At 65.6% G+C, this 13,582-nt stretch carries 14 protein-coding genes and 1 pseudogene; 4 read left to right on the top strand and 11 right to left on the bottom strand.

Going from position 1 to position 13,582, the window contains the following annotated elements; translation table 11 throughout:
• Window positions 1–252 (top strand): hypothetical protein, encoded by a 252-nt coding sequence (locus tag LB541_RS07720; RefSeq protein ID WP_140513987.1) that lies wholly within the window; start codon window positions 1–3, stop codon window positions 250–252.
• Window positions 253–504: 252 nt separating this feature from the next.
• Entirely contained in the window at window positions 505–828 is a 324-nt protein-coding gene (locus LB541_RS07715; protein ID WP_140685393.1) for a hypothetical protein, read from the top strand.
• Window positions 829–902: 74 nt separating this feature from the next.
• Here LB541_RS07715 and LB541_RS07710 read toward each other — a convergent pair whose 3' ends face one another.
• The 4 genes from LB541_RS07710 to LB541_RS07695 are packed head-to-tail and all read right to left on the bottom strand — an operon-like array spanning window position 903 to window position 4,127.
• Window positions 903–1,850, bottom strand: a complete 948-nt coding sequence (locus LB541_RS07710) for an energy transducer TonB (RefSeq protein ID WP_140685394.1) — start codon at window positions 1,848–1,850, stop codon at window positions 903–905.
• Entirely contained in the window at window positions 1,847–2,314 is a 468-nt protein-coding gene (gene exbD / locus LB541_RS07705; RefSeq protein ID WP_224618129.1) for a TonB system transport protein ExbD, read from the bottom strand. The genes LB541_RS07710 and exbD overlap by 4 nt, the downstream gene beginning before the upstream one ends.
• A gap of 12 nt (window positions 2,315–2,326) precedes the next feature.
• Window positions 2,327–3,247 (bottom strand): tonB-system energizer ExbB, encoded by a 921-nt coding sequence (gene exbB / locus LB541_RS07700; RefSeq protein WP_140654978.1) that lies wholly within the window; start codon window positions 3,245–3,247, stop codon window positions 2,327–2,329.
• A 55-nt stretch (window positions 3,248–3,302) separates the two neighbouring features.
• The gene (locus tag LB541_RS07695; RefSeq protein ID WP_140662702.1) at window positions 3,303–4,127 is read right to left on the bottom strand and encodes an ATP-binding cassette domain-containing protein; all 825 of its coding nucleotides are present in this window, start codon (window positions 4,125–4,127) and stop codon (window positions 3,303–3,305) included.
• A 186-nt stretch (window positions 4,128–4,313) separates the two neighbouring features.
• Between LB541_RS07695 and LB541_RS07690 the strand changes: the two genes are divergently transcribed.
• On the top strand, window positions 4,314–4,988 hold the full coding sequence (locus LB541_RS07690) for a cysteine hydrolase family protein (RefSeq protein WP_140559240.1): 675 nt from the start codon (window positions 4,314–4,316) through the stop codon (window positions 4,986–4,988).
• A gap of 99 nt (window positions 4,989–5,087) precedes the next feature.
• Here the strand turns inward: LB541_RS07690 and LB541_RS07685 are convergent, their stop codons facing one another.
• Window positions 5,088–6,035 carry an LLM class flavin-dependent oxidoreductase gene (locus LB541_RS07685; protein WP_140554811.1) on the bottom strand — a complete coding sequence of 316 codons (948 nt, stop codon included), beginning with the start codon at window positions 6,033–6,035 and terminating at the stop codon, window positions 5,088–5,090.
• Between the two features lie 137 nt (window positions 6,036–6,172).
• A complete protein-coding gene (locus LB541_RS07680) occupies window positions 6,173–6,328 on the bottom strand; it encodes a hypothetical protein (RefSeq protein ID WP_140492547.1) in 156 nt (51 codons plus the stop codon).
• A gap of 292 nt (window positions 6,329–6,620) precedes the next feature.
• Between LB541_RS07680 and LB541_RS07675 the strand changes: the two genes are divergently transcribed.
• A complete protein-coding gene (locus LB541_RS07675; protein WP_140492551.1) occupies window positions 6,621–7,388 on the top strand; it encodes an SDR family NAD(P)-dependent oxidoreductase in 768 nt (255 codons plus the stop codon).
• Between the two features lie 43 nt (window positions 7,389–7,431).
• Here the strand turns inward: LB541_RS07675 and LB541_RS07670 are convergent, their stop codons facing one another.
• From LB541_RS07670 to pcaF, 5 genes and pseudogenes are all read right to left on the bottom strand, one after another.
• Window positions 7,432–8,376 carry an ABC transporter permease gene (locus tag LB541_RS07670; protein ID WP_224618127.1) on the bottom strand — a complete coding sequence of 315 codons (945 nt, stop codon included), beginning with the start codon at window positions 8,374–8,376 and terminating at the stop codon, window positions 7,432–7,434.
• Window positions 8,373–9,428 (bottom strand): ABC transporter permease, encoded by a 1,056-nt coding sequence (locus tag LB541_RS07665; protein WP_224618126.1) that lies wholly within the window; start codon window positions 9,426–9,428, stop codon window positions 8,373–8,375. The genes LB541_RS07670 and LB541_RS07665 overlap by 4 nt, the downstream gene beginning before the upstream one ends.
• 239 nt (window positions 9,429–9,667) lie before the next feature.
• Window positions 9,668–10,918 (bottom strand): annotated as a pseudogene (locus tag LB541_RS07660) (ABC transporter ATP-binding protein); the annotation flags it as partial.
• Window positions 10,919–11,104: 186 nt separating this feature from the next.
• Window positions 11,105–12,136: a BMP family protein gene (locus LB541_RS07655; RefSeq protein ID WP_140759166.1), complete on the bottom strand. Its 1,032-nt coding sequence runs from the start codon at window positions 12,134–12,136 to the stop codon at window positions 11,105–11,107.
• 150 nt (window positions 12,137–12,286) lie between these two features.
• Window positions 12,287–13,492 carry a 3-oxoadipyl-CoA thiolase gene (gene pcaF, locus LB541_RS07650; RefSeq protein WP_140759168.1) on the bottom strand — a complete coding sequence of 402 codons (1,206 nt, stop codon included), beginning with the start codon at window positions 13,490–13,492 and terminating at the stop codon, window positions 12,287–12,289.
• Window positions 13,493–13,582 lie beyond the last annotated feature (90 nt).

Genomic DNA, 13,582 nt, shown 5'->3' with positions numbered 1-13,582 from the left:
GTGGCCAACCAATCCCTACGCCAGTCCGAGATCGACAGTCTCCAATATATCGCGTCGATGGCCAATGAGCTGGTGCAGATGGCCGAAGCAAGCCGTTTCCCCATGATGTCCTATCTGCTGGGCATGGCTTATGCCGAGGCTTTCGACGTCCTTCGCGGCGCCCGGCCGGCGAGGCATCCGCAGCTCAGCGGCAATTCGATGCACCCCAGGACGCAGGCGAAAGACAATCGCGTCCAGCCGAGGAGAGCATAGCCAGATCCGGCCATCATCTCGGTGCGCAATGGCGTGCCCCGGGACGTGCGCGGCAAGGCCTGCTGCCGTCCTTGAGGAAGGCCGCCGTCGGCTTGACCGCATCGAGATGGCCTATTGGTTTGGTTGGAACACGCGGGCGCAGAGGCAACATCATCCAAGGCCGGCCGGCCGATGTCGCCGCGATCGCTGCAATGATCGCCCGCAGCCCGCCGAACCGGCCTTTATGCACGACGACCTGAGGGGAACCCACAAATGAACATGATCGCAGCCATCAAAAGCGCCGATGCCGGTGAAAGTGTCTTCAGCCGCCTCCATGCCCTGATCGCCAGCCGGCCGGCATCGCCGGATGCGGCGCGCCTTCAAGCGCGCCAACTGGTTTCCACGGCGATAGCCGACACCTGGCACGCCGACAGTCTCTGGGGGGCGGTGGATGCCTTCCATGCCCATTTCGACTTCATGATGCAGACCATCGAGATCAACGGCGCCGACGATCCGAACCTCAGGATCCTGCGCATGAGATGCCGCTTCTACCTCGAGCAGGTCGAGGCCCTGTGTCTGTCGATGAGCTATCGGTAGGCCGACCGTTCGACCTTGCTTTGATCCGTGTATGTCGTTTCTCCTGAACCGGGTTCAGTCTTGGGCGACATGCATCAGTTCCGAAGGCTGAATACGAATGGCGCCGTGCGGCTGACGCGCGAACCCAGCTCCGGCGGCGGCGGCGGCACGGTGGCGCCCTGCAGCACAGCGAGCGCGGCGCGGTCGAGGTCGGGATCGCCCGAGGAGCGGACGACGCGCGCCGACGTCACCCGGCCTGAGGCGTCCACCGTGAAGGTGACGTTCGCATTGCCTTGCGAGCGTCGCGATTTCGCGGCGCTCGGATAGCGCGTATGCCGCTTGATCCATGACAGCAGCCGCGATTCCCACTTGGCCGGGCTGACGCCGGACGCCCCGGACGCCGATTTCGGCGCCGCTGTCCTGGCGGCGGGCTTTGCTTCCGCGCTCGCGGCGGTTACCGTCTTCGGCGGCGGCGCCTTATCCTTCTTCGGCTTGGGCTTCTCGACGGGCTTTTTCACCTTGGCCTGGACGGATTTCTTTTCCCTGGGCGTCTCGACCGGCTTCGGCTGCGGCAGCGGCACGACGACGTCAGGCGCGACCGTCTCGACCATGTCAGGGACGATCTCTTCAAGCGGGGGCTGGTCGGCCGGCTCAGCCCGCGTCGTTTCAGTCGGTTCGGTCGTGTCAGGCGGCGTTGCATCCGGCTCGGCAACGGGCTCCGCTTGCTCGGCCATTTTCTCGGGCTCGGCTTCGGCGGCCTTTTCGGTGTCCTCGACCGGCTCGGCCTGGTCGGGCACAGCGGCGTCCAACATCGCGGCTTGTTCGGGCACGGCCGGCGTCGCGACCATCGGCGCCATCTCGATGGCCAGCGCCGGCGGCGGCCCGCCATCCGCCGGGTCGACCGGAGTGAAGCTCTGTACCGCATAGGCGACCGCAACATGCGCCCCAAGCACCAGCGCGGCCGCAACCGCCCACAGGCCGAGGTCGCGCCAGCCGAGGCGCGACAGCTCCACCGTTGGCGAGGCGGCCGCTTGCCCGGTCATGGACCAGCGGCTCCGCTTGGCGCCACTGCGGGAGCATCGCCGGCGGGCGCAGCCTCCAGGCCGACCAGGGCGATCTTCAGGTAGCCGGCGCCGCGCAGCAGGTTCATCGCCTCCATCAGGTCGCCATAGGCAACCGCCTTGTCGGCGCGAAGGAAGATGCGCGCCTGCTTGTCGCCTTTGGTCCTGCCGTCAAGCGTGGCGGCGAAAACCTGGCGCGGCACGGTGTCGTTGCCGATCGCCAGCGAGAGGTCATCCTTCAACGTCAGGAACAGCGGCGTCTCCGGCCGCGGCGCCGGCGTCGCGGTCGAGCCCGGCAGGTCGACATTGACATCCACCGTCGCCAAGGGCGCTGCGACCATGAAGATGATCAGCAGCACCAGGATGACGTCGATGAAGGGCGTGACATTGATCTCGTGGCTTTCCTCGAGATCGTCGTCCATGGTCTGACGGATGCGGCTGCCCATGGTCTTGCCCCGCTACTGCGCCGCCAGCGCCGTTGCCGGCGCCACCGTGCGGAAATCGAGGTCGCGACTGACCAGCCGTTCGACGCCAGCCGAGGCGTCGGCGAGGATCTGCCGGTAGCCGGCTATCGAGCGCGCAAAGACGTTGTAGATGACGACGGCCGGTATCGCGGCGACGAGCCCCATTGCGGTGGCGAGAAGGGCCTCGGCAATGCCCGGCGCCACCACCGCCAGATTGGTGGTCTGCGCCTGCGAAATGCCGATGAAGGCGTTCATGATGCCCCATACGGTGCCGAACAGACCGACGAAAGGCGCGGTCGAGCCGATCGTCGCCAGCAGGCCGGTGCCGCGCGACATGCGTCGCGCCGCCGCCGCCTCGATGCGTGTCAGGCGCGAGGCGACCCGCTCCTTCAGCCCGTCGCCGCCGGCATGGTCGAGCGCGCCGGCCGAAAGCGCCGATTCTTCCTCCGCCGCCCGCACCAGCAGGGCGCCGGTGCCGCCGTTGCGGCCGAGCGCGCGGCTCGCCTGCTTCAGCGTCGCGGCATTGCCGATGGCCCGCGCGGCGCGACGAGCGCCAAGCTTGCCGGCAAGCACTTCCAGCGACTTGGCCAGCCATATCGTCCAGGTGACGAGCGAGGCGAAGGCCAGCCCGATCATCACCGCCTTGACGATGATGTCGGCAGCCATGAACATGCCCCATGGCGACAGATCGTGCGGCAAGCTCAGCGCCGGCGAGGGCTCGGCCGCCGTACCGGCCCCGGCTTGCGGCTGTGCAGGCGCTAGGGCTCCCACGGGAGCGGCGGGCGCGGCCGGCGATGGTGCTGGCGCCGTAATGGTGGCGGGCGTGCCGCTTGCCGGCTGCTCCTGCGCCGGCGCGCTGGCGGCCGCCAGCATGGCGGATGCAAACAGCGCTGCGACCAAACCGGTTCTCGACATCGTCTTCTTCCTCGTTCTCACAGCCGCCGGTCTCCCCCGCCGTGGCGCTGAAGCGTCACTGGACGTAGCCGACGGGCTGGCCTGTGACGGGGTGCGCGAACACGCCCATCTCGACCCCGAAAATGCCCTTGAGCACATCGCCTTGCATGATTTCGCCGGGCGTGCCGCGCGTCAGCAGCCTGCCGTCCTTCAGGGCAATCAGCTCGTCGCAATAGCGCGCCGCCATGTTGGGATCGTGCAGCACCACGACGACGCAAAGGTCGCGCTTGCGGCTGAGATCCCTGACCAACCCAAGCACCTCGACCTGATGGGCGATATCGAGCGCCGAGATAGGCTCATCGAGCAGCATGACGCCGGCATCCTGCGCCACCAGCATGGCGAGCCAGGCGCGCTGGCGCTCGCCGCCCGACAGCTCGTCGACCAGCCGGTCGGCAAAGCCGGCCATGTCGGTCAGGGCCAGCGCCTCCTCGACATGCCGTCTGTCGTCCTGGCCGAAGCGGCCGAGCGCGCCATGCCAGGGATAACGTCCGAGCGCCGCCAGCTCGCGCACGGTCAAGCCGGTCGCCGCCGGCGTCGTCTGCGGCAGATAGGCAAGCGCCCGCGCCAGTTCGCGCGCACCCCACTGGGCCAAAGGCCGCCTGGCGAAGGTGATGGCGCCAGAGCTTGCCGGCTGCTGGCGCGCCAAAAGCTTGACCAGCGTCGACTTGCCGGACCCGTTGTGGCCGATCAGCCCGTAGACGCGCGCGCACTGCAATTCGAGCGAAACCGGACCGAGCAGCGTCCGCTCGCCCACGGCAAAGCGCACCGCGTCTATGTGGAAAGCAGTCTGGGTGTCAGTTCCGGTCAAGGTCCGTCTCCAGTACGGCTGCGGGCATGTCATCAATCCGGTTTTCGGCAACCGTGCCCGGTTGACTATGAAACATGACTTTACTAGTCAACAATTAAGTTGAGTTTTTGCATCAACAAAACACCGTGACGCCTGATGCCGCTTCGAATTTCAGGCAACGAAGCGTTTCCGTGAAGCGATGAACCGCTCTAAGGTCTTCGCTGAAACAGGAAACCGCGCATGATCAAGGCGACACCCTTCGACTTTCCCTATGACGGCAGGCTGGTGGCCGAGAACACCGCGCTGGTCGTGATCGACCTGCAGCAGGATTTCCTGTCGACGACGGGTTACTTCGCCAGGAAGGGATATGATCCGTCGCCGTTGAGAGCGATCTTGCCCGCGGTGAGCCGGCTGATCGCCGCTGCCCGCGAGGCGGGCGTCAGCATCGTCCATACAAGGCAGGGCTACCGGGCCGACATGGCCGACATGACGCCTTACGAGAAATGGCGCCGCAGGCGGGCCGGCCTCGACGGCACCGAAATCCTGCTTCGTTCGGGTCCGGGTTTTCAGATCGTTCCGGAGATCGACGTCGCGCCGCGGGACATCATCGTCGACAAGACCTGCAACGGCGCCTTCACCTATACGGATTTCGAGCTCGTGCTGCGCGCGCGAGGCATCACGCATCTTCTGTTTTGCGGATGCACTACGGATGTCTGCGTGCACACGACGCTGCGCGAAGCCTGCGATCGCAACTTCCAGTGCTTGACGATCTCTGACGCCTGCGCCAGCGGCGACAGACGGGCGCATGAGGCGGCCCTTCACATGGTGACGGTCGAAGACGGCGTCTTCGGCGTGCTGGCGGATTCTGGTGCAGTCATTGAAGGCCTGTCACGGCTGGGTAACAAGGCGCGTTAAAGGATTAGGTACCGCAGAGCAGCCTCGCACGTCATAGACACGGCAGGATAGCACCCTCCGGCAGGCCAGAGCGGTTGGAAAGGAAAATTTCTCCGCAGTTCAGCCCGTTGCCCGTGTTTCCAGTCCCGTGCGCTGCGCGAAAGCCCCATGCTGGAACTCGCCGCTTTCACGCCGCGCCAGCGAATTGCGCAGCAGCGCGATCGTCTCGCGGCCGACTGTCGCGATCTCGCGCGGCGTGTCGACACCGACGATCATGAATTCATCGATGCCGAGAGCCGCGTAAGCAAGCAGCGACAGGGCGGCCTGGGCCGGCGGACCGGAGACATCGACCGCCTTGTGCCCTGCCGAGGAAATTCCCCGGTGGATGCGGACCGGAAGGGCGAAGCGTAGTCTGGCGGCCCGGCCATGTTCGGCGGCGGCGCCGCGCACACGCTCCATCAACTGCCTGACATCGTCGATCGAACCGGGCGCCAGTTCGAAGACGTCGGCATGCCGGCCGGCCACTTTCAGTGCCGTGCCGGACTGCCCGCCCATGCGGATGACGAGGTCGGCACCATGAGGCCCCTTGCGCGGAACATAGCCGCCCTTGATGCTGTAGAACGCGCCTTCATGGTCGAAAGGCCGCTCGTTCGACCATAGCCGCTTCAACAGAACCAGATATTCGTCGATGCGCTGCCAGAGGACACCGTGTCCGACCGGACGCGCTTCGGCATCGTCGTCGCTTAACGGCTCGCTGATCATCCTGAGCGCCAGGCGGCCGCCGCTGCGGGCGTCGATCGAGGCAAGTTGCCGCGCCGCCACGGTCGGTTCGACCACGCCGGCCCAATGGGTGAGGACCACTTCCAGCGACGAGCTGCGGTCCAGCACCTGGGCGGCAAGATCCATATTGGTCAGCAGGCCGGCCGGATCGTCGACGACGAGGTTGCGGAAACCGCCATCCTCGATCAGCGCCAGCCTGGTCGCCGTCTCGGCAAAGTCGTAGAAAAAGGAAACTGCGCTATCGGCAGGATAGGTCTTGCCGGGCACATGCGTGAATTCGATCGGCATTGCCATCTCCTCCATCTCTGGAATCACGGATGCGGTCAGATACGAATCAATGGCGCACGCGAAAGCGCACCGGGATCCGGTTCATTCAACTCCGATTGCCTGAAGGCGGTGGGTCGTCAGCCTGGCCGGACCACGGCTCAGGGAATGAGGCCCAGAACAACAGCCCCGGTGAACACGAACGCAAGGGCAAAGACGACATAGGCGAAAGCACCGGCATAGGCCGGGCGGAAGCTCTGGGCATTGGCCAGCCTCTGGCCGCTGCTGCGGGTCTCGGTGTTCTGCATATAGGACATGTCGACCTCCGTCTCGCCGGTTAATCTATAAAAGTTGTAGACTTTGTCGATTGCTATTTTTCGGCCATGCGCAGAATTTTTTTCTAACAGCGCCGTGAGAACTGGCGCTGAGTTGCTGCAGAGCGGCATCGGCGTGATCGACGGACATGGCAGCGTCGGTTTCACTTCCGGCGCTCGACGGCACTTCACTTGCCGATCCATTCGTGCATTGGCTGCCCCGCGCGGGCAGGATAGCATCGCGGCAGAGCGACAATGCGAGATCGTCCAAAGGACATTTGGGAGGAGCAAGGAAATGGGAGCAAGACTGGCCGGCAAGGTCGCCATCGTTTCGGGCGGCGCGACGGGAATGGGCGGGGCGGCCTCGGAACTGTTCGCGGCGGAAGGCGCAAAGGTGGCGATCATCGACCGCAATGGCGAAGCGGCGGCAGCCACCGCCGCGGCGATCCGGGCGCGCGGCCAAATCGCGGAGCATTTTGTCGCCGACGTTTCCGACGAGGCGCAGGTCGAGGCGGCCGTGAAGGGCGCGGCCGAGAAGTTCGGCGCGGTTACCGTCCTGTTCAATCATGCCGGCACCATCGTGATAAAGCCGTTCCTGGAGACCAGCGTGCAGGAATGGGACTGGCTGCATGCCGTCAACGTGCGCTCGATGTTCCTGATGACCCGCGCCGTGCTGCCCGGCATGATCGCGGCCGGCGGCGGCTCGATCGTCTGCACCTCGTCGATCTCGGCGGTGGCGGCGACGCCGAACGAAGTGCTCTATGACACCACCAAGGGCGCCTGTCACATGTTCGCGCGCGCCATCGCCGTGGAATTCCGCGACCGCAACATCCGCTGCAACGCCGTCTGCCCCGGCTTCATCCGCACACCGCATGGGCTGCGCGAGGTCGCCGATCTGGGCAAGCTCGGCGTCGATGTCTCCGACGCGGCGCTGGCTGCGCAGCAGGGGCGGATCGGCGAACCGGAAGAGGTGGCAAAGGCGGCGCTGTACCTCGCCAGCGACGAATCGAGCTTCGTCAACGGGGCCCATCTGTTCGTCGACAATGGTTTTACCGCGATGTGAGGTGTCCCAAAGGTCCAGGGTCTTCGTCCCAAGCCCTACTCGTCTATCGTTCTTCCCGTCGAAACGGCTTCAGCAGCGCCGACGGCGCCACCGCGTTGCGCGACATCACCGCCATGGCGACGATGGTGAAGATGAAAGGCAGCATCAGGAACGCCTCGTAGGGAATATGCCCGAGACCACTCGCCTGCATGCGCAACTGCAAGGCATCGACAAAGGCGAATAGCAGCGCGGCGCCCGCCGAGCGCCACGGGTCCCAGCGGCCGAACACGACCAGGGCGATCGCCACCCAGCCGCGCCCCGAGACGACGCCGAAGGTGAAGGCGTTGAACTGCGCCATCGACAGAAAGGCGCCGGCCAGCCCCATCAGCGCCCCGCCGAGAATGACCGCCTGGAAGCGGGTGACAATGACGCTGACGCCGGCGGAGTCGGCGGCGCGCGGGTTTTCGCCGACCATGCGCACCGACAGCCCCCATGGCGTGCGGTAGAGCACGAAGGCGGCGATCGGGATGGCCAGGATCGCCATGTAGACCAGCGCGAACTGGTTGAACACCGCCGGCCCAAGCACGGGAATCTCGGAGAGGACCGGGATCGGCAGCGTCTGAAAACCGTTGATGCTCGGCGGCACCGATTGCTGGCCGAAGATCAGCCGGTAGAGGAAATAGGCCAGACCCGACGCAAGCAGCGTCACGCCGATGCCGCAGACATGCTGGCTTAAGCCCAGCGCCACCGTGAACAGCGCATGCAGCGCCCCCATCAGCATGCCGGTCAGCACCGCCGCCAGGACGCCCAGCCACAGGTTGCCGCTGAGGCTGGCGGCGGTGAAGCCGGCCATTGCCGACAACAGCATGATGCCTTCGATGCCGAGATTGAGCACGCCGGCGCGCTCGGAGAACATTTCGCCAAGCGTGGCGAAAGCCAAGGGCGTGGCGATGCGGATGATGGCGGCCAAGAAGCCGACCTGGAAGATCTGTTCGAACACCGCGCTCATTGGGCGGCTCCGACGCGGCGGATGCGATAGGCGGTGAACAGCAGCGCCACCAGCATGGCAAGCAGTGCCGTGCCCTGGATGACATCGCTGAGGAAGGCCGGCACGCCGGTCGCGCGCGACATCGCCTCGGCGCCGGTCATCACGGCAGCCAGGAAGATTGCCGCCGGCACCACGCCGAGCGGGTTGAGCCGCGCCAGCATTGCAACGACGATGCCGGAATAACCGTAGCCCGGCGAGATGTCGCTCATCACCTGAAAATGCACGCCGCCAACCTCGCCGACGCCGGCGAGCCCGGCTAGCGCACCGGACAGCAACGCCGTCGAGAGCAGCACCCGCTGGACATTGATGCCGCCATATCTGGCCGCTTCCGGATTTTCGCCGGTGACCCGGATCCGGAAGCCGAGCGTGGTGCGCACGATCAGGAACCAGATCAGCGGTGCCGCGATAAGCGCCACGATGACGCCGAGATGCAGCCGCGTGCCCTCGATCAGCACCGGAAAATTGGCCGAATCCTCAATCGGAGGCGAGATCGGATAGCCACTGAAACTATCCTTCCATGGCCCTTCGATCAGCGCCATCAGCGCGTAATAGATGACCGAATTGAGCAGCAGCGAACTGACGACGTCGTCGACCTTGAATTTCACCCGCAGCGTTGCCGGCACGAGCGCGACGGCTGCACCGGCCGCGGCGCCTGCCACTGCCATCAAAAGCATGGCGAGCGGTCCCGGCATCGGGATCGCGCCGACGAAGCAGCTCGCCACCGCGCCGGCAAGCAGTTGCCCTTCGGCGCCGATGTTCCAGAATTTGGCGCGGAAGGCGACAGCCACCGCCAGCCCGGTGAAGATCATGGGCGCGGCGCGCGCCAGCGTTTCGGTGATCGCATAGCTGTCGCCGAGCGACGCCGTGAACATAACGCCGTAGGATTCGAGCACGCCGGCGCCGGCCAGCGCGATCAGGCCGCTGCACAGCACCAGCGCGGCACCGATCGCCAGCAACGGCAGAGCCAGGTTGAACCAGGCGGGCGTCGAGCTGCGGACTTCGAGGCGAAACATCAGCTATGGCCCTCCGCTCCGGTCATCAGCAGCCCCAGCCGTGCGATCGTCGCATCGGCGCTGGGAAGCGTGCCGGCGATGCGGCCCTCATACATCACCGCGATGCGGTCGCAGAGCACGAGCAACTCTTCCAGATCCTCGCCGATGACGATGATGCCGCAGCCCTTGGCGCGCATGTCGAGGAATTTTTCATGGATGAAGCGCGCGGCTCCGATGTCGAGGCCGCGCGTCGGCTGCGAAACGACAAGCACCTTCGGATCGAAGGCGAGCTCGCGCGCCAAAAGCGCCTTCTGCAGATTGCCGCCGGACAGGGCGCCGGCGCGCGTCATCGGCCCGGGGCATCTGATATCATAGGCCTTGATCTGCGCCTCGGCGAAGGCGCGGATCGCATCCGGCTTGAGCAGGCCCTTGCTGCTGAAAGCGGCGGTGCCAATGCGCGGCAGCACCATGGAATCGGCGAGCGGCAAGTTGGTGACCAGTCCCGTCGTCATGCGATCTTCCGGGATGCGGCCAAGGCCCAGCGCCTGCACCTCGCGCGGCGAGAAGCGAGACACTTTCTGCCCCGCAATCGTCATCAGACCGGCATCCGGGGCTCGCACACCCGAGATCACCTCCGCCAGTGCCCGCTGGCCATTGCCGGAGACACCGGCAATGCCGAGGATCTCGCCGGCGCGCACGGAAAGCGACACATCGCGCAGCGGCGTGCCCGAATGGCTCGAGGTGGAAATGCCGTCGAGAGTGAGCACCGCTGCCCCCGGCGTCGATGGCCCCTTGGCCGGCGGCACGATCTCGTGGCCGCACATCAGTCGCGCCATTTCCGCCGATGTGGTGTTGGCCGGATCGTCGACGCGGCCGGCGACGCGGCCATGCCGCAGCACCGTGCAGCGATGGGTGAGCGCGCGCACCTCGTTGAGCTTGTGCGAGATGAAGATGATGCCCAGACCCTGCGCCGCCATCGACCGCAAGGCCGAAAACAGCCCGTCGACTTCGCTCGGCGCAAGCACCGCGGTCGGCTCGTCGAGAATCAGCAGTTTTGCGCCGCGAAACAGCGCCTTGACGATCTCGAGACGTTGCTGCTCTCCGACAGACAGCGCCGAGACCGGCAGGCTGGGATCGAGTGTCAGCCCGTGCTGGCGGCTGATTTCAACCAACCGCGCCAGTCCGCCGGCGCGGTCGATCCGCCCGGATTTGCCTGGTATGCCGATAAGCAGGTTTTCCAGTACCGTGAGCCGTGGCGCCAGGTGAAAATGCTGGTGCACCATGCCGATGCCGGCGGCCAGCGCATCGGCCGAACTGGTGATCCGCACCTTCCGGCCCTGGATGAGGATCTCGCCGGCGTCGGGCGCATAGGCGCCGAACAGCACGTTCATCAGCGTCGTCTTGCCGGCGCCGTTCTCGCCCAGCAAGCCGAGGATCTCGCCGGGCGCCACGCTGAGGTCGACGGCTTCGTTCGCCTTGACGGCGCCGAAACTCTTGGTGATGCCACGCATTTCGATGAGGGGGGCGGGCAAGGGCGCTCCTGCGGAGATGGCTCTGCTTCACCCTCCCCTTGTGGGGAGGGTCGGCTTGCGATCGCAGCGAAGCGAAGATCGTAAGACGGGGTGGGGTGCGGCGCCGACCCCAACCCGCTCCGCTTCGCGGATCGACCCTCCCCACAAGGGGGAGGGTTAAGGAACTCAATCCGAAACCGGTGTGTTCTCGTCCACGTCGACGCGGAAATTGCCTTCGAGGATTTCGGCCTTCTTCTTCTCGACCATGTCCTTGACCTCGGCCGGCAGCGTCTTGTCGAACTTATGGTAAGGCGCCAGGTGAGAACCGCCCTTGGCCATGCGCGAGAAATCGCCATAGTCCTGCGCCGTGAAGACGCCGGCCTTGACCAGTTTTATGGCTTGTTCGACGGTGGGATACATATCCCAGACCGGGCCGGTAATGACGGTGTCGGGGCCAAGGCTCGACTGGTCGGACATGTTGGAGATGGCGTAGATCTTTTTCTCCACCGCCGCTTCGATGACCCCGAAACGCTCGGCATAGATGACGTCGACGCCGGCGTCGATCTGCGCCACCGCCGCTTCCTTGGCCTTGGGCGGATCAAAGAAGGAACCGATGAAGGCGACCTTCTTCTTGATGTTCGGATTGACCTCCTTGGCGCCGGCGAAGAAGGCGTTGACCAGCCGGTTCACTTCCGGAATGCCCATCGCCGCGACGGCGCCGACCGTGCCCGACTTCGACATCTTGCCGGCGATCATGCCGGAGAGATAGGCGGGCTCGTGGATCCAATTGTCGAAGACGCCGAAATTGGGCTCCGCCGGCCCGGCGCCGGAGCCGAACAGAAAAGCAGTCTTCGGGAACTGCTTGGCGGTACGGCGCGATTCACGCTCGGCGGCGAAGGCATCGCCCAGCACCAGTTCATAGCCGCCCTGTGCATATTCGCGCATGACGCGGCTGAAGTCGGCGGTCTGCACCTTCTCCGACCATTTATACTCGATGCCGAGTTCCTTCTCGGCCTTCTGCAAAGCGACATGGATCTGATTGTCCCACGGCTCCTCGATGGGCGTGGCGAAGATCGCCGCTACTTTCAGCTTCTTGTCCTTGGCGAAGGCGCCGCCCGGCAGCATCGCGGCGGCCAGGCCAAGCGCGCCCAGCTCCAGCACGTTGCGCCGCGAAAGGCCTTCGCGCGTTGAATGAGATTTGTTCTTCCGGCTTTCCATTGCAGTCCCCTCTGTTCGACAGCCGTGTCGAGCCGGCCGTTCTAAAAATCAGACGAGGAACTATGGAACGGGTCCGGACTTTTGTCCACATGGTCAAATTTGGCAGATCGATCATATCCACTCTCCTGGACTAGCCGGGAGAGCGGTTGTTCAGACCCGTTCGAGCGCGATGGCGATGCCCTGGCCGACGCCGATGCACATGGTCGCCAGCGCATAGCGGCCGCCGCGTTCGCGCAGCTCCAGCGCCGCCGTGCCGGAGATGCGCGCGCCCGACATGCCCAAGGGGTGGCCGAGCGCTATGGCGCCGCCATTCGGGTTGACGTGCGGCGCATCCACCGCGATGCCGAGCTGGCGCAGCACTGCGATGCCTTGCGAGGCGAAGGCTTCGTTGAGCTCGATGACATCGAACTGTTTTGGCGTCAGGCCAAGCCGTGCGCACAGTTTTTGCGTCGCCGGCGCCGGGCCGATGCCCATGATGCGCGGCGCGACGCCGACGGCGGCCCCGCCGAGGATGCGGGCGATCGGCGTCAGGCCGTATTTCCTGGCCGCCGCTTCCGAAGCGACGATCAGCGCCGCCGCCCCGTCATTGACGCCCGAGGCATTGCCGGCGGTCACCGTGCCGCCTTGCCGGAACGGCGTCGGCAGCTTGGCCAAGGCCTCTATCGTGGTGCCAGCGCGGGGGTGCTCGTCCTTAGAGACGACAACCGGATCGCCCTTGCGCTGCGGAATGGTCACCGCGGTTATTTCCTTGGCCAGCCGGCCATTGGACTGCGCGGCGACGGCCTTGTCCTGGCTGCGCACCGCGAAAGCGTCCTGGTCCGCGCGGGAAACCGAAAAATCCTCGGCGACATTTTCGCCCGTCTCCGGCATGGAATCGACGCCATACTGACTCTTCATCAGCGGGTTGACGAAGCGCCAGCCGATCGTGGTGTCGTAGATCTCGGCATTGCGTGAAAACGCCGTCTCGGCCTTGGGCATGACGAAGGGCGCCCGGCTCATCGATTCGACGCCGCCCGCGATCATCAGCTCGGCCTCGCCGGCCTTGATTGCACGGGCGGCGATGGTCAGCGCATCCATGCCCGAGCCGCACAGGCGGTTGACGGTCGAGCCGGGGATTTCCTTCGGCAGGCCGGCCAGCAGCAGCGCCATGCGCGCCACGTTGCGGTTGTCCTCGCCGGCCTGGTTGGCGCAACCGTAGACAACGTCGTCGACCGCCTGCCAGTCGACGCCGGCATTGCGCTCGATCAGTGCCTTCAGCGGAATGGCGCCGAGGTCGTCGGCGCGTACCGAGGACAGCGAGCCGCCAAAGCGGCCGATCGGCGTGCGGATATAGTCGCAGATATAGGCTTCGGCCATGTCAGTCAGCTCTCCCGTTTCCCTCATGCGCCGCCTTGGTGCGACGCGTGCAGGTCGCGCAATGTCGTAGCTCGGTTCGCTTGGCGCCGG

The sequence above is a fragment of the Mesorhizobium sp. BR1-1-15 genome (genome assembly GCF_020165475.1).
Lineage (GTDB): Bacteria > Pseudomonadota > Alphaproteobacteria > Rhizobiales > Rhizobiaceae > Mesorhizobium.
The sequence above is the reverse complement of the archived record's forward strand: the minus strand, read 5'-3'. Positions and strand labels throughout refer to the sequence as shown.

Bases quoted from the DNA above. Each gene is read 5' to 3' on its own strand.
- LB541_RS07715 (WP_140685393.1), top strand. From the start codon at position 505: ATGAACATGATCGCAGCCATCAAAAGCGCCGATGCCGGTGAAAGTGTC.
- LB541_RS07710 (WP_140685394.1), bottom strand. From the start codon at position 1,850: ATGACCGGGCAAGCGGCCGCCTCGCCAACGGTGGAGCTGTCGCGCCTC.
- exbD (WP_224618129.1), bottom strand. From the start codon at position 2,314: ATGGGCAGCCGCATCCGTCAGACCATGGACGACGATCTCGAGGAAAGC.
- exbB (WP_140654978.1), bottom strand. From the start codon at position 3,247: ATGTCGAGAACCGGTTTGGTCGCAGCGCTGTTTGCATCCGCCATGCTG.
- LB541_RS07695 (WP_140662702.1), bottom strand. From the start codon at position 4,127: ATGACATGCCCGCAGCCGTACTGGAGACGGACCTTGACCGGAACTGAC.
- LB541_RS07690 (WP_140559240.1), top strand. From the start codon at position 4,314: ATGATCAAGGCGACACCCTTCGACTTTCCCTATGACGGCAGGCTGGTG.
- LB541_RS07685 (WP_140554811.1), bottom strand. From the start codon at position 6,035: ATGCCGATCGAATTCACGCATGTGCCCGGCAAGACCTATCCTGCCGAT.
- LB541_RS07680 (WP_140492547.1), bottom strand. From the start codon at position 6,328: ATGTCCTATATGCAGAACACCGAGACCCGCAGCAGCGGCCAGAGGCTG.
- LB541_RS07675 (WP_140492551.1), top strand. From the start codon at position 6,621: ATGGGAGCAAGACTGGCCGGCAAGGTCGCCATCGTTTCGGGCGGCGCG.
- LB541_RS07670 (WP_224618127.1), bottom strand. From the start codon at position 8,376: ATGAGCGCGGTGTTCGAACAGATCTTCCAGGTCGGCTTCTTGGCCGCC.
- LB541_RS07665 (WP_224618126.1), bottom strand. From the start codon at position 9,428: ATGTTTCGCCTCGAAGTCCGCAGCTCGACGCCCGCCTGGTTCAACCTG.
- LB541_RS07655 (WP_140759166.1), bottom strand. From the start codon at position 12,136: ATGGAAAGCCGGAAGAACAAATCTCATTCAACGCGCGAAGGCCTTTCG.
- pcaF (WP_140759168.1), bottom strand. From the start codon at position 13,492: ATGGCCGAAGCCTATATCTGCGACTATATCCGCACGCCGATCGGCCGC.